A 19,732-nucleotide genomic window follows, 5' to 3' on the forward strand; every position below is an offset into this window, starting at 1 on the left:
TTCAGACTCCGTTTGCCAAGTAAAATGACAAAATGAGTTTTGTGTTTATAGGCACCATGCTTCTACGCAACGTCGTGTTGCATTCGCATTTGCACCGCCTTCCGTGGCGGCGCATGCCTATAAACATCAAAACTCATTTTTATTTCACTAGGGCTCACTCCGATTCACCCGGGTATCCCTTAGACTGAGAAGTACATATACGACAGTTTTTGGTGTCCGCCAACTATAAACCTTTTTTCAAAATTGTGCAGGCATTCAAAAGACACATGGTAATCAAGATGCGAGCTTTTGCATATTTCAAGTCTCGCTCGCGAGACTTGGCGCGAGATTTGCGTCAGCGTAGCTGACATATTTCATATGCAAATCTCTGCGCATCCTCGCGGAGCGTTTATCTCAGTCGGAGATTGTCCCCCCGACTGAGACCAGTTTGTTATAAACCCTACCTTCGCTTCGCTTAGAGGAAGGGGTCTTATCCGACTGAGATGAAAACCAAAATATTCTTGCAAAGTGAAGGGCGTACCGGGGCCATGGGGCGAGGATGCTAGTGGAATGCAGGCTGTGAATGGTAAATTTGTTTTTTGAAAATTATAGTGTACTTTTATGGTAGAAATGATAAAATAATACCTATATATAAATACTATCTTTAGGAGTATTGAAGGAGGTTTTACAAATGAATAACAAAAAGAAAGCCGGCTTTCAGGCCAGTTTGTCTGCCTTGCTTCTTACCATTACAGTTCCTCTTGTAATTGCATTGGTATTAAGCATCATCATTTCAGCCACGATGATGAAAAAGATTGAGCGTGATGATGAGAATGTGTACTACAACACGCTCTACAAAATCAGCGGCGAATTGCTCAATGCGGATCGTGACTTCTATCAGGCCATGCTTGCAGGGACCAAGTATTTAGCCTATTCCGACTATGTTCCTCAAACCACTTTACATTTATATGAAAAAGAGATCAATGAGAATACCGTACAGGTACAGGAACGTGTGGATGCCGCCATTGCCATTGCACAGAAAAATCCTTTGCTGTATTCAGAGTTGACCTCAGAAGAGAAGCATACATTTGAACAATGCTACAATGACTTTTTAAATTATTTCGAATCCTGGAAAACCGATTACAAAGTCAATACCGGCGAAGGCGATATCGAGAAGTGGGACAATGACTTTTTGGCCGGTCGCGAAGCTTTGAGCGAAATGACCGAGATTACCGAAAAGTGGGCAGAAAAAGAGCGCACCATCAACAATTCAAATGTACAGAATACCATCATTACCACCGCTGCAATCTTTACTGCGGTTGCACTTGGCCTTTTGATTTTTACCATTCTCATGCTGCTCAGCTTACGCAAGAGTTTAAAGCAGATTTCAGCATGTGTGGAGCGCGTTGCAGGTGGCGACTTCGTCACAAAAATCCGTCCACGCAGTACCGTTACCGAATTCAATCATATCGGAGAAGCACTCGAGAACATGCGACATACTCTGCGCAATGTCCTTGTTCAGGTGATTGAACATGCTGACACCGTCAATAACAAAGCAGAAGTTGCAAAAGACAGCATCAGCAATTCACAGAAAACCACGACCGACATCAGTTCGGCAGTATCCGATCTGGCCGATGGCGCAACCGCTATGGCAGAGGATGTACAGAGCACCTCTTCCATCACCATCAACATGGGAAGTGCTGTTGACAATGTCCTTGATTCCGCAAATTCCAACTTGGAAAAGGGCCGTCTGGTATATGACGAGTCTGCAAAAGTTAAGGAACAGTTAGAGCAGATCAAAGTACAGGATCAGAAAAATGATGCCATGGCAAGTCAGGTATCTGCTTCCGTCAATGATACTGCAACTGTGGTTGCTCAAATTTCAACAGCAGCCGAAGCGATTATCAATATTGCAAGCCAGACAAACCTGCTTGCACTGAATGCTTCCATTGAGGCCGCAAGAGCCGGTGAAGCGGGACGCGGTTTCGCAGTTGTCGCAGACAGCATCAAAGACCTTGCCGAAGAGTCCAACAAGCTTGCAGGAGAGATTACCGATATGCTTTCGACCATCAATGATTATTCCAATAAGAATAAAGAATTGACCGAATCCATCAAAGACGCCATCACAGCAGAAACAACTGCTTTAGAAGAGATGAGCCAGACCTTCGACGAGATGCTGCTTCTCCTTCAGGAGACCGAAGTCGGTAACAAGCAGATTGTAGAACTCGTGGAATCCATGAATTACGACAAGCAGAACATTCTGAATTCCGTCGAATCACTCTCAAGTATTTCGGAAGAAAATGCTGCATCTACACAGCAGACCAGTGCATCTTTGCAAATGCTCGATTCCAACATGGAATCTGTTGTGGTTCAGGCAGAAGATCTCCAAAAGATTGCAGAAGAACTGACCACCAATATCAAATATTTCCGCGTAGAACTTCCTGAAGACATGCAATCATAAACAAAACAATCAAAAAGCAGTTGTGACTGAGAATCTCCTCAATCACAACTGCTTTTTTTGTATTTTAGTCTTTGATTTCAGCAATATAAATCTGTGTCACAATCGCATCACAGTCTGCAAGAAAGACGGATTGTGCATCCCATTTGCTATAGGATCGGATGCTGATGGATTTTTGTTCATTGAAGAAAGCTTCTATCAATGAACGGTCAATATAAATATCCATCGTAAGATTGCCCTCATCCGGATGCAGCGGTCCTCCTGATTCACCCGGCTTTGCTTCCTTTCCACGCGTCGTGGTCTTTGCCGAGATGTTGCCATTTTGATAAGTCAGGGCTGTAAATTCCTTCTCGCTTGCTTTCAAGCGCAATTCACATTGTGTGACATCAGTAAATGTCATCCTGATATGCAATTGATCTCCTTTTATATCCTCCAACATCTCATTGATTTGTGCCATGGTAAAGGCACCTGCTTCATCCACTAAGATTTCCTTTTCATAGGTATGAAGCGCATCAATCGGTTTCATACACAAGTCACTTCCATCTTCGTTCAGCCAAATTTGTCGTGTCAGTCCAACGGTATGCGCCCATCCGGCAGCGCCTTCCTGTGCCCCGCTTCTTTGATCCTGCATAATAGAAAACAGATAGGTCTGCTTCGTATTGGGGTCCTGCAGGATACTCGGGCCGGTAAAGACATTGTCTCCATAATCGAGGATTTGCGGATTCTCAGAAAAAGCTTCATCCGGAACAAAGCTTCCGCTTTCATCATCAAACGCTCCAAGCATATAATAGATTTTGTTATCAGCAGTGGACGCCGGTGCCGGAGAAAATATGAAAGCGGTTTTTGTCACGGTTCCATCGCGATTGGTAATCGAAAAAACACTTGGAAGCTCCCATGAAGTACCGAATCGTGCGGTCGGATTCGACAATTCATATAATGGGCCAAGATATTTCCAATCCATATCGATGGTTCCATCTTCCTTTAATTCCAGCTTGTCGGACTTATAAACCAAAACGGTTCCGCCGACAGTCTTTGTACTGCCGGAGCACAGAAACATATACCAGCCATCTTGCATTTTCAAAATGTAAGGATCTCGGAACTCACCCAAGCGTCCCTGTCCCGGCTTTTGTTCAACCGCCAATTGATCATATATCATCCATTCCGTCAAATTTTCATCTGACAAATTTTTGGGATAAGCCACGCCAATATTCTGGTTTGACAGCAAACCCGCCTGTTTGAAACTATCATTGCCCGCCGTAAAAAACAAAAGTGGAATTCCATTTTTGTCATAAGTCGCATTACCGGACCATACTCCATCCAGCACAACCGAATCCCGGGTTGGGACAATCGCTTCTTTGATTGGAGTCCAATGAACCATATCGTCACTCACGAGATGTCCCCATTGGATATTTCGCCAGTATGTTCCCGTCATATTTTGCTGAAAGAACAAATGATATTTGCCATTGTAATAAAAAGGAGCATGCGGTTCATTCATCCAATGTTGATATGGAGCACCATGATATGCCGGTCGAAATTCATCCTCCTGCAATACATTCGGCAATGCAATTTCTTCGTAATCCAACTGTGGCACATCTGAATAGGCAAGCATCTGCTTGTCTTCCATCACATCCGCACAAATCATCAAATCATCTATTAATCCGGAAAACATATTTAATTCGCCAGCCGCAAGTCGTTGGGCATTTGAATTTCGTCCGATCAGGAATGCTTTCTGTTTTGCCGGAACAATGGAGGTCGCCTTTTCCACCTCTGCCTCGCCCACACAGTCGCCATTCAAATACAAACGCATCTCCCCAGCTTTTCCGTCAAATACTGCTGCGACATGATTCCAGCAATCGCGTTTTAAATCTTCTTTCGACCACAATGTATGCCAGCCATCTGTCGCTCCCACTTCAAAACATAATTGTCCAAAACGCTGATATCCCAGCAAAATTCCTGCGGTTTTATCTGCATTATATTGGCTGATGATTGCAGTCAATGCCTGCGTTCCTTTACTTTTTGCCTGCGGGTCATCCCATTCAAAAGCGCGAGGTGCAAGCCAGACAGAAACACAAAAAGTTTCTCCCTCTATCAAGCACTCCTCTTTGTCATATTGAATATATGTGGAATCACCATCAAAAAGCAACGAGCCCCCATCCACACCTTTGGACCTCCATTGCAATGGTTGCAACCGGTCATGTACCGTCGCATCCGCTAAATGTCCGGACAGGTCAGAGACAACGGTTCCGCTTCCTTCATTGAATCCCAAATGCAATATCATATTTTCATCCTTTTTGTTTTGCAATATAAATCCAAAAGCAACCGCAAATACGCAAATTGCAAAAACAACCAGGGCCACCAAAATTTTTATTTGTTTTCGCATAATTTTTCTTCTAAATCATAATGAACGGCTTCCATTGTGATGTTTCCGTCTGCTTCGAATGTGATTGCATCCATCGAAATCGGTGTATCGATCAGCATCGTCGCAGAAGCTTTTCCATCATTGACAAACAATTCAATGCTGTTTTTATCCATGAGGATGCGTAGCTTCACCACATCCTGTGCTTCAACCGGGAAGGTTCTGACATGAACCATATCGCGGCGACATCCGCAATGACTCCGGTCTATCGTCACTTCGTGGTTTTTGAAGTCATAACGAATCTGGCTATAGCACTCCATATTTCTTGACGCGGCAAGGTTTATCCTGAAACGATTGCAGTCTTTGTAATTGCTCAGGCAAATGGTCATATCAAACACGCGCCCCTGCATGCCAACCTCGATGTTTCCATTTACAATCTGCTTTTCGAACCGGGTCTCTTTGCCGTAATAGTTTGTTATTTCTCGCACCGGTTTTTGCAGGATTCGTGCATTCTCGACAGTCAGTTCGCGCGGTACAGTCATGGAACCGTAAATATGATGTTCCTCATTGTTGTAATTGGCGGTCTCCCAGTTTTGCATCCATGCAATCAAAATCCGGCGGCCGTCATCTGTTTGAACCGTCTGCGGCGCGTAATAATCCATCCCGTAGTCCAGTGTCTGCGCAGTCCTGCGGCAGAAATTGCCTTGATTGTCGCCGCCTCCCAAAAATGCAATCGCATTATATCCACAATGGAATTCAGTTTGAGATGCCTTCATTTCCTGCGGGCTTACAAGCAATACATGATATCCGTCCAGCGCAAAATAATCCGGGCATTCCCACATCTTGCCATACTCATTGTTACATTTATCTAAAACACCGACATAGCTCCAGTCGTGTATATTTTCCTTTTTACATTGATAGAGCAAAATCTCACCGCTCGTATCCGCACTGCGATTTGCCACTGCCATATAATAGCAGTCCTTGTGCGCCCATATCTTCGGATCACGAAAATCCTGCTTATGATTTTCTTTTGGAATTGCATTGCGATCCAGAATCGGATTGCAGGATATTTTTTCAAAATTGATGCCATCGCCGATTGCAATACACTGCTGCTGATAATCCACAGCCTGTCCGTCTTCCTCCACCGTGGTCACTCCGGTATAGGCAAGCAGCATCTGCCCATCCTCTGTCTCAAGTGCGCTTCCGGAAAAACATCCGGTCTTGTCCGCCTCCGTATCCGGTGCAAGCGCTATCGGGAGTCTCTCCCAACGGATAAAATCGTTTGTCTTCACATGTCCCCAATGCATCGGCCCCCATTTGGTATCATACGGATGATATTGATAAAACAGATGGTATTCTCCCTGATACCGGCTGAATCCATTTGGGTCATTCATCCATCCCACAGTCGGGGTGACATGAAACAGCTGCCGCTCCTCTTTCGGCACCTGTTTGCCTGCATTTTCCTCGTATTCTCTCGCTTTTGTTAATTGTTCACTCATTGTTTTTTCACCATTTATTTGATTGATCTGCACACCCCATGCGGGATGTGCAGATCATACAGCCCTTTTACTGTGCGCTCACGTAGCGATCGTATGCCGCCTGATAAATATCAAGTAACTGTTGCATTCCGCAGGAGTCATTCAACATACTCTTATAGGCTTCCCATTCTTCGTCAGTCGGTCCACCCTCTTTGAGCCAGAGTCCTTCCTGTTCTGCTACTGCATTTTCAAAATCGGTCTTGTACATATCGATGGTATCCAGTTCTTCGTTGCTGAATACACAGTCAATTGGATAACAGCTTTTGTTCTTTGCCTGTGGCAGCCAGTAATCATAGAGATCGGTCAATCGCTCGATTGCACGTTGTTCCATATTAAAGGTGTTGGAATAATATTCAGAGAGAATCATTTTTGGTCCGGCCACTTCATAGTAGCTCTTTAATTCTCCCGCACCCTTCTGGTATTTTGCCTGTGCTTCCTCTTCGGTGATGGAATTCCAGTTGCCCTTGTCATCTTTGCCTGTAAAGTAGACATCGATTGGACCATATTGAAGCTGCATAACATTTTCGCCCACATACCACTGATCAAAGAATTTCAAGAGATTCTTCGGGCTCTTGCATGCTGTGGTCACAGAGAGATTGCCGGAGTTTGTACCGCCACCGGTACGAAGTGTCACATTGCTGGTTCCTTCATATGCAGTTCCCTTCGGTCCTGTAAGGATTGGTAAGAATACATAATCTTTTGCGTAATCTCCCATCAATTCCTCGATATACCACCATGTCGATACACCGACATAGCCCTGCTGACATTTTGCCATCAATTGTGAATCAGACTGTGAAAACATTTCCGCATCCATCAATCCTTCCTGGTACCAGTTGGAGAAGTAAGTAAGTGCATCACGATAATTATCATCATCACAGACAAAATTAACTTTTCCGTCTTCGCCCAGTACCAGATCGTTGCAGACATCGTTAATCCAGTTGGTAAATCCAAATCCTGCATAGAAGACATTCTGTCCCCAGCACCACTGGTCAAATCCTGTCGACATCGGAATGGTAGAGCCCTTGTCTGCACCATACATTTTTGCAGCCATATCATTGTCTTTGAATGCCTTTAATGCATCATGCAATTCATCCAATGTGGTCGGCACCTCAAGTCCGAGATCATCCAGCCATGCCTTGTTGATCATCGAAAACTGAGGAATGGCAAAGATGGAGTAATCTTCGTCCTTTCCGATTCCCGCAGTTCCCATCTGCTCTCCGGAAGGAAGACCGTAAATACATCCGTCATCCATGGTAATCGCAGACTTGATTTCCGGATGTTCGCTCAGAATCTTTGTCAGATTCGGCATCGTCTCCTCATTGATATAAGGCGTCAAATCGATAAATGTGCCGCCTGCACCATATTTGGACAAGTCATAGTTTGAGAATCCAACACCCATATAGGCATCCGGCAGATCGCCGCCTGCAATCTGGATATTGACCTGTTCTGCAAGAGAATCACTCATCGTATTCCAGTCGATGCTGATTCCTGTTTTCTTCATCATCTCATTCAAAACCACATTATCGTCATAACCCGGGGAAAGTGCACTCTGTCCTCCGACAATTGAGAACTTCGTCTGCTCCGTGTTGTCATTCATTTTTGCATTTTCTGATGAGCCCCCGTTGCCCCCGCAACCCCAAAGCGAAGTTGCAAACACCGCAGATATCAAAAGCGCTGATACTACTTTCTTTTTCATTGTTTCTCCTTTCAACATTAGATGTTTCTTATATCTGTTCAAGGATGCCATGATTTGCCGGCTTAAAATGGCTTCCGTTGAGCACTCGTTAACCCTTGACAGCTCCGGACATCATGCCCTTTTCAAAATATTTTTGCACCATCGGATATAAAATCAGCATCGGTGCTGCTGCCACAATAATGGAAGAAAATTTAATCATTTCCGTTATCTTATTGAGCTCGGCATAGCCACCACTGATGGTGCTCGACTGTTTTGCCGTTGCCGAACTCTTGATCAGAATATTCCGCAGCACAAGCGGCAGCGGTGCCATTTCCGGTTTTGGCAGATAAATCAATGCCGTAAACCAGTCATTCCAATATGCAACCATGCTGAATACCACCATCACGGCCATAATAGGAAGGGAAAGAGGAATGACTATTTTAAGGAAGGTTTTTAGTTTGCTGCACCCGTCAATCTCTGCCGCTTCGATCAATTCATGCGGAATACTGTTTTGAAAATAATTGCGAACCAGAATCATATTTGCCACAGATACTCCACCTGGCAAAAACAGGGCCCACATATTTCCAATCAAATTGGTTTCTTTGACAATCAGATAGGTTGGAATCAATCCACCGCCAAAGTACATGGTAATGATAAAAAACAAACTGATTGCTTTGCGTCCGGGCAGATCCCGCTGAGTCAGCGGATAAGCCGTAATATAAAGCATCACAACGGAAAATGCCGTTCCAATGATGGTATATTTTGCGGAATTCAGATAGCCTCGAAAGATATTGCTATCGGCAAATACTGCCTGATATCCGCGCAATGTAAAACCGCTCGGCCAAAAGAATGTCTTTCCCGCATACACATCATATGGATTGGAAAAGGATGCAATCAGTACATAATAAATCGGATAGGCCACAATCACGATCAAAAGCAATGCTATGATTACAAGAATCACAGAACTCGTCCGATCTGACAGCCCAAACTTATTTCTTGAATGTTTCATAATATTCTCCTATACAAACTCGACATCCGAATGTCGTTTTGCAATTTTATTTACAATAATCAAAAGCAGCAGGTTGATGACCGTATTGAACAATCCCACCGCTGTCGAATAACTGTACTTGGCATGTTCAATACCCTGTTCATAAACATATACTGCGATAATATCGGAAGTCGCCTTGTTCAAATCGGTCTGCAACAACCATACCTTTTCAAATCCGACATTCATCAGAGAGCCTGCGCTTAAAATCAGATTCAGGATTGCCATCGGCAAAAGTGCCGGCAGATCAATATGAACAATCCGCTGCCATACACTGGCGCCGTCCACCTTTGCAGCCTCATATAAACAGGTATCCACCGTTGCGAGCGTCGCCAGGTAAATAATGCAACCCCATCCTGCGTCCTGCCAGATTCCGGAGACAATATAGATGGTACGAAATGCAGTCGATTCTGTCAGGAAATCCACCTGTGAACCGAGAATCAGATTGAGCAGTCCGCCTGATGGACTCAGGAAAATTTTGATCATACCGCAGATGACCATCGTAGAGATGAAATGCGGTGCATATAATACGGTCTGCGTCACGCGTTTGAGTTTCGGAAATCGCAACTGGTTCATGCACAGTGACAAAATAATCGGCACCGGAAATCCCCACAACAGACTGAACGCACTCAGCAGAAATGTATTCCTGATCATGCGCAGACAATTCGGGGAAGAAAAAAATCGTTTGAACCAGTAAAGTCCCACCCAATCGCTTCCGAAGATTCCTTTGTTTGCGGAGAAATCGCGAAATGCGATCTGAATTCCATACATTGGGATATATTTATAAATAAATGTAATCACAACAGGAATCAGCAATAATAAATACATCTGCCAGTTGGCCCGTATTCGTCTCGATAGTTGTTTCTTCTTTGCCGCCATAGCAGCCTCCTTTTTCACTTTTCAATCATTTAGCCGGTCGTGAATCTGTTTCGTGAATCGTTTCACGCCCTGCACACATAAATTACCATTTTGTCATCCGAATGTCAATTATGTTTATGCGGAAAAAGAGTTTTCATACTCTTTCAACAAATCTGCATCTTCCTTTTTTGTACACATTCCACAATTTCAGACAAATCAACGCATCGTAGCCTCTGAACAAATAAGATTTTTATCCCGCTTTTCACTTTACATCCCTTTTGAAATCATGTAAGATAAAAAGGCATGAAAGGTTTCATGTACAAATAAAAAATTAGGGGAAATTATGACTGCAAAAAAACCAACGATGAAAGATGTTGCCGTAGAAGCGGGAGTCGCACTCGGCACCGTCTCCAAAGTATTCAACGGAATTCCTGTCGGAGAGGAATATAAAGAAAAAGTAGAGGCTGCGGCTGCACGCCTCGGTTATCAGTTAAATATCTATGCGAGAGGATTACGCGCCCGCAAAACACAGACGGTGGCGCTGATTGTTCCGAACCTCACGAATCCATTCTATGCACACTTCGCCAATCTGTGCTGTGACAAACTGGCATTACGCGGATATCGTTTGCTGGTTGCGACCACTTCGTTTGATCCGCAAACAGAACAAAACTGCATCGACATGGTTCAGCAAAACAAAGTCGATGGCATCATTGCCATCACCTACAATCCTGATCTTGAAGTACAGGAGGACATTCCTTTTGTCATCATCGACCGCAAATTTCACAGCCATATTCCATGTGTATCCAGCGATAACTACACAGGTGGACAGATTGCGGCCGACAAGCTCATTGAAAACGGTTGCAGGAAGCTGCTCTTCCTCGGAATCTCTTCCCATGTACAGGGCGAAGCAGATAAGCGCCCACTCGGTTTCGAGAGTGAATGCAAATTCAAAGGAACCGATTACACGATTCATCGTGTCTATGATGAAGATGGCATCGAAGCGCTCTATCAGTTTCTGTCCTCTCACATTTCAAACGGGAAATTGGATTACGACGGCATATTCTGCGGCACCGATTTGATTGCATTGCAGATTCAGTCCTTTCTGACTGCAAACGGAATCCGCATTCCGGAGGATGTTCAGATTATCGGATATGATGGAATCCCTCGATTTGGATTTGATGATTATGCCTGCTCGACCATTCTGCAGCCGCTTGGTCAGATGGCCGAGGCAGCAATTGATATTGTGCTTTCCGATGATCGTTCCAATACACCGGCACTCGTTTGTCTGCCGGTGGAATATCGTTTTGGAAATACCACACGATCCTAGATTTTGATGAATACTTTTGTGGAGGTCTGTATGGGATTATTTATGAGAGATGATGAATATGATGAAAGCCGACGCATGGTCGGCTTTCGCAGATATCAGCAATTATTATCTTTTTATGCCGGGCACTGGACAGTTCTCGGCCTTATTGTATTTGTCTCTTCGCTTCCACTGATTGCAGCAATTGTATTTGCGATTCTTTCCACAAGCGTGCTGATTCTCATTCCCGGATCTTTTGTCGGCGGAATGATTATGGCACCGTTTCTTGCCGCACTTATTGACTCGATTCAGCGCGGTCTGCGTGATGACAGCGGACGCCGCTGGGACAATTACCGCAAAGGTCTGCGCCAGAATGTCCGTTGCAGCCTGGTTCCGGGCGGCATCCTCGGTGTCTTTGTCGGCACTTATGTCTTTTTGTTTTATCTTCAAATTTACACGGATCTGCTTGTGCTCTCAAAGGCAACCTTTGTACTGCTTTTGGTTGCTGCCATCCTGATGTTGAATTTTCAAAATCTATACTGGCCCCAGATGGTGCTCTTTGTACAGGCGCAGCGAACCACATTTGTAAACATCCTGCTGTTTAGTTCCAAATATCTTTGGAAGGTTTTAAAAGTTGCCCTGATTGAACTGGCTCTGATTGCATTTGTGGTTGTATTTGCGCCATACACACTGATTCTGGTTCCTGTACTGATGAGCTGGTATCTGCCCTTTCTAAGTCAATACATGATTTATGACCAGCTCAACCAGGAGCTGGAAATTGAAGACAAATTCTTGTGGTAATGTTATGCAAGTTTTAAGACTTCCACGAATTTGTCTGCGTCCAGTTGCAGATAATGTCCCACTGCTCCGTTTCTGGTGGCACGCTTTGCCATCTCGGCAAAATGCGTCTCATCGATTTCCAGCTCTTCCAGTCTGGTTCGAAGTCCCAGGCCACGGAAGAACTGCTCTAACTCATCTGCTAAAATGCGAGCGCTTTCCTCCTCGGAGTAATGAAACAAATCCGTGTGAAATACACGGTTGGATAACTGCGCCAACTTCCACGGCTTTATCCCTGCCGCATATCGAACCCATGCCGGAATGACAATTGCCATTCCTTCCCCATGTGTAATTCCATACTGGCCACTTAATTCGTGTTCGATACGATGGGATCCCCAATCGCCAATGCGCCCGGTATCCAGCAGATTATTATGGGCAATTACTGCGAGCCATTGAATCTCAGCCCGTGCTGCCAGATCATCCGGATGGGCAATCACTTTTTTGCCGTTGACGAGAAGTGCCTGAATGGCACCCTCAATCAGGTAGTCGGTTACATCCGTGTTTCTTACATCCGAGAAGTATCGCTCAAGTAAATGAGAGAGAATATCAGCCACACCGGCTGCCGTCTGAAAAGCCGGCAGACCAAGTGTATACTGCGGATTCATAATTGCGAATTGCGGAATCAGGCGGTTGTCTTCAAATCCAAGTTTCCATTCCTGATTCGACAAAATCGCTGCGTTGCTTGTTTCGGAACCGCTCGCCGGAAGTGTGCTGATGACACCAATCGGTAATACCGACTCCGGCTGAATTCCTTTTTCAAAAAAGTCCCAGACATCTCCCTGGTAAGGGATTCCGAGTGCAGTTGCCTTGGCTGTGTCAATTGAGCTGCCGCCTCCTACAGCAAGCACAAAATCCACGCCATTTTGCTTTCCTTCCTGCACCAGTTCCCGCACCAGTTCGATGGATGGATTCGGAATGACATTTCCATTTTCAAAAAATCGAATCTGTAACGATTCACAAGTCTGTTTTATATAATCAAAAATTCCAAGAGTCTTTACAAAGTCTCCACTGTAAACCAGCAACAAATTCGTGACCTCGGCCTCCTGCAACAACTTAGGTAATTGTTTGATTGCATCAGCGCCGAATTCGATTTTTGCCGGATTATAATACTCAAAATCGACCATATTCTAAGCTCCTACTGATTTGCTTTTCTCCAGGTTGCAGGTACGAATTCCCCTTTGATTGGGAGCAGACGCTCATCCACATCAATTTTGAATACGGAATTGAAATTATTGGTTGCAATCATCTGTGCTGCAAATCCGACAATGACAACCAGCTCGTTGTCAGCCCATTCTGCATGGAGTTTCTCAAACAATTCATCCGAAACTGCTGTCGGATCCTTTACAATCTGCTGTCCAAGTGCGATCAATAAATCTTCACGATCAGTTGTCTGGAATTCCTTTGGATCAATTCCCAATTCCTTTAAATCGGAAATGAAAAACAGGGAGCACAGCTGGCAGCTGTTGGTAGTAGAAATTGCATGTGCAAAAACAGTTGCTTCACGCACTGAAATAATCTCAACCAAACGGTTCCATGAAGTATACCATCCCATAAATGCATCATAGGTTGCCGCATCCTGCAATAAGCCTCTCTTCATGTTGGTTACCTTGTTGGCATCCGCCAATACCTGGTATCTCTCGTGTTCTGCTCCTGTGGTTTCTTCGAGTGATAATAATTTGATTCTAGCCATTTTTCATTCTCTCCATTTCTCTTCATTTTTATTTTGGGGAATTGCTTTTCAATTCCCCTTGTTACTGATTTTTGTTGCTTTGATTTTGTTGCTTTGTGATTTAGGATACGGATACCGCCGTGATTCCAATCTGCGCGAAATAGTCCAAACCCCGTTTGCGGCCTGGCAGTTCCACAATCATCTGTCCGTATGCAATTCCGCCGACGCTCCGCGTATTTGCACCTAGGATATTGATGTTTTCTCCCGTTGTTTGAACCAGATTGGATTACCTTCTTCTCACAGCCGCTCATTCTGCTACATCTTTGTCCTCCTGATCCCAAAGTCCTGTACTGAAATAGCGATCTCCTCTGTCCGGAAGCACAATCACAATGTTTGCATGATTTACTTTTTGCGCCAGTTTTCTGGCTGCGGCATATGCGGCTCCGGATGAGGAGCCTGCAATAATGCCCTCCTTTGCGGCCAGTTCTCTTGCGCCGCGAAAGGCTTCGCGATCATTGACTTTGATCACCTCATCCACTAATGAAATGTCTAAGGTATCTGCAATGAAGTCGTTTCCAATTCCTTCAATGTTATAATCCGCATGTTCCCCACCGCCGATTGTCGATCCGACCGGATCAGCCAATACCGCTTTCACATTTGGATTTTTTTCTTTGATATATTTCACAATTCCGGTCAGCGTACCACCGCTTCCCGCACCGAGGACGATATAATCAATTTTTCCCTCCATGTCCTCATAGATTTCCGGTCCAGTTGTTTCATAATGTGCCGCCGGATTTGCGGGATTTTGAAATTGTCTCAAGGCGATTGCATCCGGAATTGTATTTCGCAGTTCTTCTGCTTTTGCGGCTGCTCCTAACATACCGTCTTCTCTGGGTGTATTAATAATCTCGGCCCCAAGGGCCATCATAAGCTTTTGTTTCTCTATCGAGAATTTCGTCGGGACCACAAATATGACATGATACCCGCGGTTCAATGCGGCAAAAGCAATTCCGAGACCGGTATTGCCCGCAGTTGCCTCCACAATCGTACCTCCAGGCTTGAGCAGTCCTTTTTCTTCTGCATCGCGAATCATATAAGTGCCTATGCGATCTTTTATGCTGCCACCCGGATTATAAAATTCGAGTTTCGCATAAATGTTTGAGGTGATTTCACGGTTGATTGCAGACAATTCCACCATTGGTGTATGCCCGATCAGCTCGTGCATACTTTTATATCTGGCCATTGATTCTGCTCCTTTCGATCGCTACAAACAAGTCTTCAATCAAATCATCTGCATCCTCAATACCGACGGACAGTCTCAACAATCCATCTCCCAGTCCGGCCTTTTCCCGTATTTCTCTCGGAATAGAGGCATGTGTCATGCTTGCAGGATGTTCAATCAGAGATTCCACTCCTCCAAGGCTTTCGGCCAATGTAATGATATTCAGGTTGCGAAACAATTCATTGATATCATGTCCCTCTGTCAGTTCAAACGAAATCATCGCACCGCCGGCGCTTGCCTGCTTTCTGTTGATATCAGCCCCCGGATGACTGTCCAGTCCCGGATAATAAACTTTTTTGACATCTTTTGATTCTACCAGCCGATCCACAATTTTCTCTGCATTGGCGATATGTCTGTCCAGACGAACCGCCAGTGTTTTGATTCCTCTGATTAACAGGAAGGAGTCAAACGGCTGTAAAATTCCTCCGATTGCATTTTGATAAAAGCCAATCCGTTCTGCCAGTTCTGCCGATTTGACAACGGCGAGTCCGGCGACGAGATCACTGTGTCCTCCGAGATATTTGGTCGCGCTGTGTACGACAATATCGATGCCGAAGTCCAGCGGTTTTTGCAGATATGGTGTATAGAATGTATTATCCACAATCGAAAGGATTCCATGTTTTTTTGCGATTCGGGCAATTCCCTCGAGATCTGTAATTCCAAGCAATGGATTCGTCGGAGTCTCTACATAAATGGCCTTCACGCCCGGATGAACGGCAGCCTCAACTTCAGCCAGATCAGAGGTGTTGACCTGTGTATATTTCAATCCGAATGATTGGAACACCTTGTCCAGCAAGCGGAAGGTTCCGCCATAGACATCATTGGAAATCACAATTTCGTCTCCCGACTGAAACAGATGAAAGACTGTGGCGATTGCTGCGAGACCGGAAGCAAAAGCAAATCCGTTGGTTCCATGCTCGAGATCTGCAATCAGATGTTCCAGCGCTTCTCTTGTCGGATTTCCGGATCTGGAATATTCATATCCATGATGAACTCCCGGTGTTTCCTGTGCATATGTACTTGTCTGATAAATCGGTATGTTAACTGCCCCGGTGTGTTTGTCCTGTGAAATCCCTCCATGAATCAATGTTGTTGCAAAATTCTCTCTCTTACTCATTTCTTTATTACCTCCTATCAAAAAAAGCCACCCGCTACAGGTGACTTTTGATAATTAATATTATATATAATTTCATATTAATTAATCATAAATCAACATCGTGCGTACGAGAAATAAGCTGTATGAAATTGACAGGTTGTACAGCAACACATTTTAATCATGTTCATTTGTTGTCTATAGGCTCTTTTCATAACTGCTTTTTCCTTTCCTAGTAATTTGATAGGATTATAATATCAGATATATGATTTTTTGTATAATTGCTCAAATTAATAAGTGGCAATAAGTTTTACTTATTGCCACTTAACTGATTCAGAGTCTCAATATAATATTTTGCATATTCGGACAACTCGCTGCCCGTTCTGGTCAGATAACCGATGGTAAGCGGATCTTCTTCCTTTAAACGGATTGCCACAAGTCCTTTTAATTTCTTATCTTCTCCTGCCAGCATGCCTGATCCGATGGAATATCCGTTCAGCTGTGCGATTAACTCCATCGAAGTCGCCCGGTCGGATGACTTGATCATCTTCGAAAAAGAATAATTGCCAAGTGCTTCTTCACTCAAATAGAAATCACTTTCATTGTTCTGCTCAAATGAAATAAACGGATAATCCTGCAACTCTTCGAGCGAGATTTCTTTGCGACCTGCAAATTCATGATTGTCCCAGACATAGACATATGCATCGCAAACACGCAAAGGCTGAAAATCCAATTTGTATTCGCGCAACAGCTTGACCAGTACGGCGCGATTGTCCTTCGAATAAGAAACAATACCAATTTCACTGACACGGTCGCGTACATGCTCGAGCACCTCATGCGTCATGGTTTCCCGGATGGAAAATCGATATGCATCCGGTCCAAAATGTTTCACCGTATCGGTAAATGCCTGAACCGCAAAATCAAAATGTTGTGCCGATACGGAGAAATGATCATACAAATGTTCCTTTGCCAGATAGCGGTCTTCCATAAGACTGTACTGGCCGACCACCTGCTTGGCATAGACCAAAAATTCCGCACCGTCGTCGGTCAGTTTCACGCCACGGTTATTTCGTTCAAAAATCGAAATGCCCACTTCTTCTTCCAATTCCGCAATCGACGCGGACAATGCCGGCTGTGAAATATACAGTTTGCTCGATGCTTCACTCATCGAACTGGCTTTTGCGATTGCAATCACATAACGAAGCTGATTGATTGTCATATTGATTCCCTTGTTCCTTTCTCTCCCATTATAATAGAAGTATCTGCAATTTCCTGAAACTTCTCATCCGCATGTGTGGCAATCACCAATGTCTTGCCTGCCGCTTTGAGATCTTTGAGCAACTGCAGTAACCACTGCTCTGATTTTTTATCCAGTCCGGCAAACGGTTCATCCAAAATCAACACATCCGGATTCAGAGACAGCACTGCTGCCAATGCAACTTTCTTTTTCTGTCCGCCGCTCAAGTGATAAGGCGCCTTTTGTCTCAGCGATTCGATTTCCATCAATGAAAGGCTGTCAAGTACCCGCCTGTCGACTTCCTCATCCGACAGTCCCATCTGCCGAGGGCCGAATGCAATCTCATCATATACCGTTGCATTAAAGAGCATGACATCCGGATTTTGAAACAAATATCCGATGCGCTTATGAAATTGTTTGGCATTGCGGTTGTTCTTGAGATATCGTTCATCAATCAATATCCCATCAAAATGATAGGTTCCGCTTTGTGCAAAAGAAAGTCCGTTTAAAATGCGAAACAGCGTCGATTTCCCGGCGCCGTTTTCTCCGAGTACAAGCACGCATTGCCCCGCTTCTATTGCAAGCGAAAAATCAGACAATACCGCTGTCTCGTCTTTCTCATAAGAGAATTCAATTTGTTTTAGTTCCAATAAACTCATGATTATAACCCTTTATAGTCATCCGTAAATCCACGGCAGCACATTGCTTCATACATTTGCTGACTCATCTCAACGGAACGCAGGAATGTCACTCCCATCACACCTCCGACAGACTGATATTTGCGATGGTTTTTCCCAACCGACCGCAAATGAAGCGAGGTCAGCAAATCATTTATCACTGTACCTAATAGTACTATGTATTTCAAGGTAATATCAAGAGTAAATATAAAAATACTTGGAATATGTAATTTGCGCAGCGCTGTCGTAATATGATTCCACTGCGTGGTATGGTTGAATATATTCACCATTTCGACACTTACAAACACCTTTGCAATCACAATCAGATTATTGTAGATTCCCTGAGGATGCATAATCATAGCAGGTGCAAAAATCAAAACCGACAGCAATGATGCAAATAATGCAGGCTTCAAAATGGATGCCAGGTCTTTTGCCGGCCAAAATGCCAGATAAGCCTGCACCAATGCCAGCATCGCCAGCAAAATCAAGCGATTCTGGGTAACTGATGTCAGCAAGACCAGAGCAACCAGCAGAAAAAATTTGATTACTGCGGGAATCGCATGCCGCTTTTCATGGCCGCGCTGCACTTTCAGGCGTGCAAGAACCATACCAATTGTCTTCATTGTCTTAACGACAAACGCGCCACCGTCCTTCGGTGGCGCATAAGTCTCTGATTCTATTAACCAGTTTGGGAGCATTTATCTTCGTCCTTTCATAGGAAGCGAGATCAGTTTAAAAATGATAACCAGTAAGGCAACTCCGAGAATCGCGGATAAGATATATGCCGGGATTTCATTCATACCGCTTACTGCATAATCAGGCATCAGAACATTCAGTTCCCATCCGTTTGCAAGACCACTCGGTGTATAACCAAGTACCTTTCCTGCATTCTCAACCGCAGCGATTTCATCAGCGCCCCATTCACCCCATGCGGTTCCTGTTGCAAGCAATCCAAGTGGAGTTGCTGCAATCAAGACAGCAATCAAAGCAAAGACAGGAATATGTTTCTTCGGTTCCTGCTCTGTCTGTGCAAGAATGTTTTCATAGATCATATCCGGTGCGACTTTGCGAATAAATGCATATACAACAACCGTAAAGACCAGTTCAACCACACCTGCAACAACAAGATGCGGAATCATCATTGAAGGAATTGCTACTGACAGATCATATGGACAATATAACGCATTTCCGGATGCATCATGGAATAACAATGGCTGAAGTCCGAATTCCACTGCAGTAAAGAAAGCTGCAAGATTGATTCCGACATAAGATCCGATTGCAGCAGCCACATAATGGATTCCACTCTTTGCCGGCTGATTCTTGCTTGCCAGCTTTACGATCAAACGATAAGTATAATAACCAGCGAACGGAAGGATAAACGCCATATTGAAGCAGTTTGCGCCAAATGCAAGGATACCACCGTCACCAAACAAAACAGCCTGAATCAACAAAGCAATTGATACCGCAATACAAGCTGCGTTCGGGCCAAACAACAATGCAATCAATGTACCTCCGACAGCATGTCCTGTTGTTCCCCCAACGAGAGGAACATTAAACATCATTGCAAGAAATGAAAATGCTGCGCCCACTCCGAGCAAAGGCATTTTCTCCTTTGGCAGTTCCTTTCCTACTTTTTTTACGGCATGAACCCATACCGGAACCATTGCAGCGCCCATGACTCCACAGGTTGCAGGTGCTAAATAATTCTCTGGAATATGCATAACT

17 protein-coding genes are annotated in these 19,732 nt (G+C 44.4%); 3 read left to right on the plus strand and 14 right to left on the minus strand.

The window, feature by feature from the left end; all coding sequences use genetic code 11:
• Positions 1–670 precede the first annotated feature (670 nt).
• Positions 671–2,440: a methyl-accepting chemotaxis protein gene (locus CSX02_RS09795; RefSeq protein WP_099386557.1), complete on the plus strand. Its 1,770-nt coding sequence runs from the start codon at positions 671–673 to the stop codon at positions 2,438–2,440.
• Positions 2,441–2,504: 64 nt separating this feature from the next.
• On the opposite strand, the gene CSX02_RS09800 is transcribed toward CSX02_RS09795, so the two are convergent.
• The 5 genes from CSX02_RS09800 to CSX02_RS09820 form a co-directional block, all read right to left on the minus strand.
• Positions 2,505–4,817 carry a LamG-like jellyroll fold domain-containing protein gene (locus tag CSX02_RS09800; protein WP_099386558.1) on the minus strand — a complete coding sequence of 771 codons (2,313 nt, stop codon included), beginning with the start codon at positions 4,815–4,817 and terminating at the stop codon, positions 2,505–2,507.
• Positions 4,802–6,292 (minus strand): glycoside hydrolase family 32 protein, encoded by a 1,491-nt coding sequence (locus CSX02_RS09805; protein WP_099386559.1) that lies wholly within the window; start codon positions 6,290–6,292, stop codon positions 4,802–4,804. Before CSX02_RS09805 ends, CSX02_RS09800 begins: the two co-directional genes overlap by 16 nt.
• 67 nt (positions 6,293–6,359) lie before the next feature.
• Positions 6,360–8,027 (minus strand): type 2 periplasmic-binding domain-containing protein, encoded by a 1,668-nt coding sequence (locus CSX02_RS09810; protein WP_099386560.1) that lies wholly within the window; start codon positions 8,025–8,027, stop codon positions 6,360–6,362.
• An 88-nt stretch (positions 8,028–8,115) separates the two neighbouring features.
• Positions 8,116–9,015, minus strand: coding sequence for a carbohydrate ABC transporter permease (locus CSX02_RS09815; RefSeq protein ID WP_099386561.1), 900 nt, complete (start codon positions 9,013–9,015; stop codon positions 8,116–8,118).
• Between the two features lie 9 nt (positions 9,016–9,024).
• Positions 9,025–9,930, minus strand: a complete 906-nt coding sequence (locus CSX02_RS09820) for an ABC transporter permease (RefSeq protein WP_099386562.1) — start codon at positions 9,928–9,930, stop codon at positions 9,025–9,027.
• 322 nt (positions 9,931–10,252) lie between these two features.
• Between CSX02_RS09820 and CSX02_RS09825 the strand changes: the two genes are divergently transcribed.
• Both CSX02_RS09825 and CSX02_RS09830 read left to right on the plus strand, forming a co-directional pair.
• On the plus strand, positions 10,253–11,236 hold the full coding sequence (locus tag CSX02_RS09825) for a LacI family DNA-binding transcriptional regulator (protein WP_242970467.1): 984 nt from the start codon (positions 10,253–10,255) through the stop codon (positions 11,234–11,236).
• A gap of 30 nt (positions 11,237–11,266) precedes the next feature.
• On the plus strand, positions 11,267–12,013 hold the full coding sequence (locus CSX02_RS09830) for a hypothetical protein (protein WP_099386563.1): 747 nt from the start codon (positions 11,267–11,269) through the stop codon (positions 12,011–12,013).
• Between the two features lie 2 nt (positions 12,014–12,015).
• Here the strand turns inward: CSX02_RS09830 and CSX02_RS09835 are convergent, their stop codons facing one another.
• The 9 genes from CSX02_RS09835 to cbiM form a co-directional block, all read right to left on the minus strand.
• Positions 12,016–13,173: an iron-containing alcohol dehydrogenase gene (locus CSX02_RS09835; RefSeq protein ID WP_099386564.1), complete on the minus strand. Its 1,158-nt coding sequence runs from the start codon at positions 13,171–13,173 to the stop codon at positions 12,016–12,018.
• Between the two features lie 11 nt (positions 13,174–13,184).
• Positions 13,185–13,739, minus strand: coding sequence for a carboxymuconolactone decarboxylase family protein (locus CSX02_RS09840; RefSeq protein WP_099386565.1), 555 nt, complete (start codon positions 13,737–13,739; stop codon positions 13,185–13,187).
• Between the two features lie 100 nt (positions 13,740–13,839).
• A complete protein-coding gene (locus CSX02_RS14175) occupies positions 13,840–13,998 on the minus strand; it encodes an NIL domain-containing protein (RefSeq protein ID WP_099386566.1) in 159 nt (52 codons plus the stop codon).
• Positions 13,999–14,025: 27 nt separating this feature from the next.
• Entirely contained in the window at positions 14,026–14,961 is a 936-nt protein-coding gene (gene cysK / locus CSX02_RS09850) for a cysteine synthase A (protein WP_099386567.1), read from the minus strand.
• Positions 14,948–16,117: a trans-sulfuration enzyme family protein gene (locus CSX02_RS09855; protein WP_031542259.1), complete on the minus strand. Its 1,170-nt coding sequence runs from the start codon at positions 16,115–16,117 to the stop codon at positions 14,948–14,950. The genes cysK and CSX02_RS09855 overlap by 14 nt, the downstream gene beginning before the upstream one ends.
• Positions 16,118–16,403: 286 nt before the next feature.
• Positions 16,404–17,312 (minus strand): LysR family transcriptional regulator, encoded by a 909-nt coding sequence (locus CSX02_RS09860; RefSeq protein ID WP_099386568.1) that lies wholly within the window; start codon positions 17,310–17,312, stop codon positions 16,404–16,406.
• Positions 17,309–17,989 (minus strand): energy-coupling factor ABC transporter ATP-binding protein, encoded by a 681-nt coding sequence (locus CSX02_RS09865; protein ID WP_099386569.1) that lies wholly within the window; start codon positions 17,987–17,989, stop codon positions 17,309–17,311. The genes CSX02_RS09860 and CSX02_RS09865 overlap by 4 nt, the downstream gene beginning before the upstream one ends.
• Positions 17,990–17,991: 2 nt before the next feature.
• On the minus strand, positions 17,992–18,705 hold the full coding sequence (locus tag CSX02_RS09870) for an energy-coupling factor transporter transmembrane component T family protein (RefSeq protein WP_099386570.1): 714 nt from the start codon (positions 18,703–18,705) through the stop codon (positions 17,992–17,994).
• Positions 18,706–19,728 carry a cobalt transporter CbiM gene (gene cbiM, locus CSX02_RS09875; protein ID WP_099386571.1) on the minus strand — a complete coding sequence of 341 codons (1,023 nt, stop codon included), beginning with the start codon at positions 19,726–19,728 and terminating at the stop codon, positions 18,706–18,708.
• Positions 19,729–19,732 lie beyond the last annotated feature (4 nt).

It is taken from the genome of Agathobacter ruminis (genome assembly GCF_002735305.1).
Classification (GTDB): domain Bacteria; phylum Bacillota; class Clostridia; order Lachnospirales; family Lachnospiraceae; genus Roseburia; species Roseburia ruminis.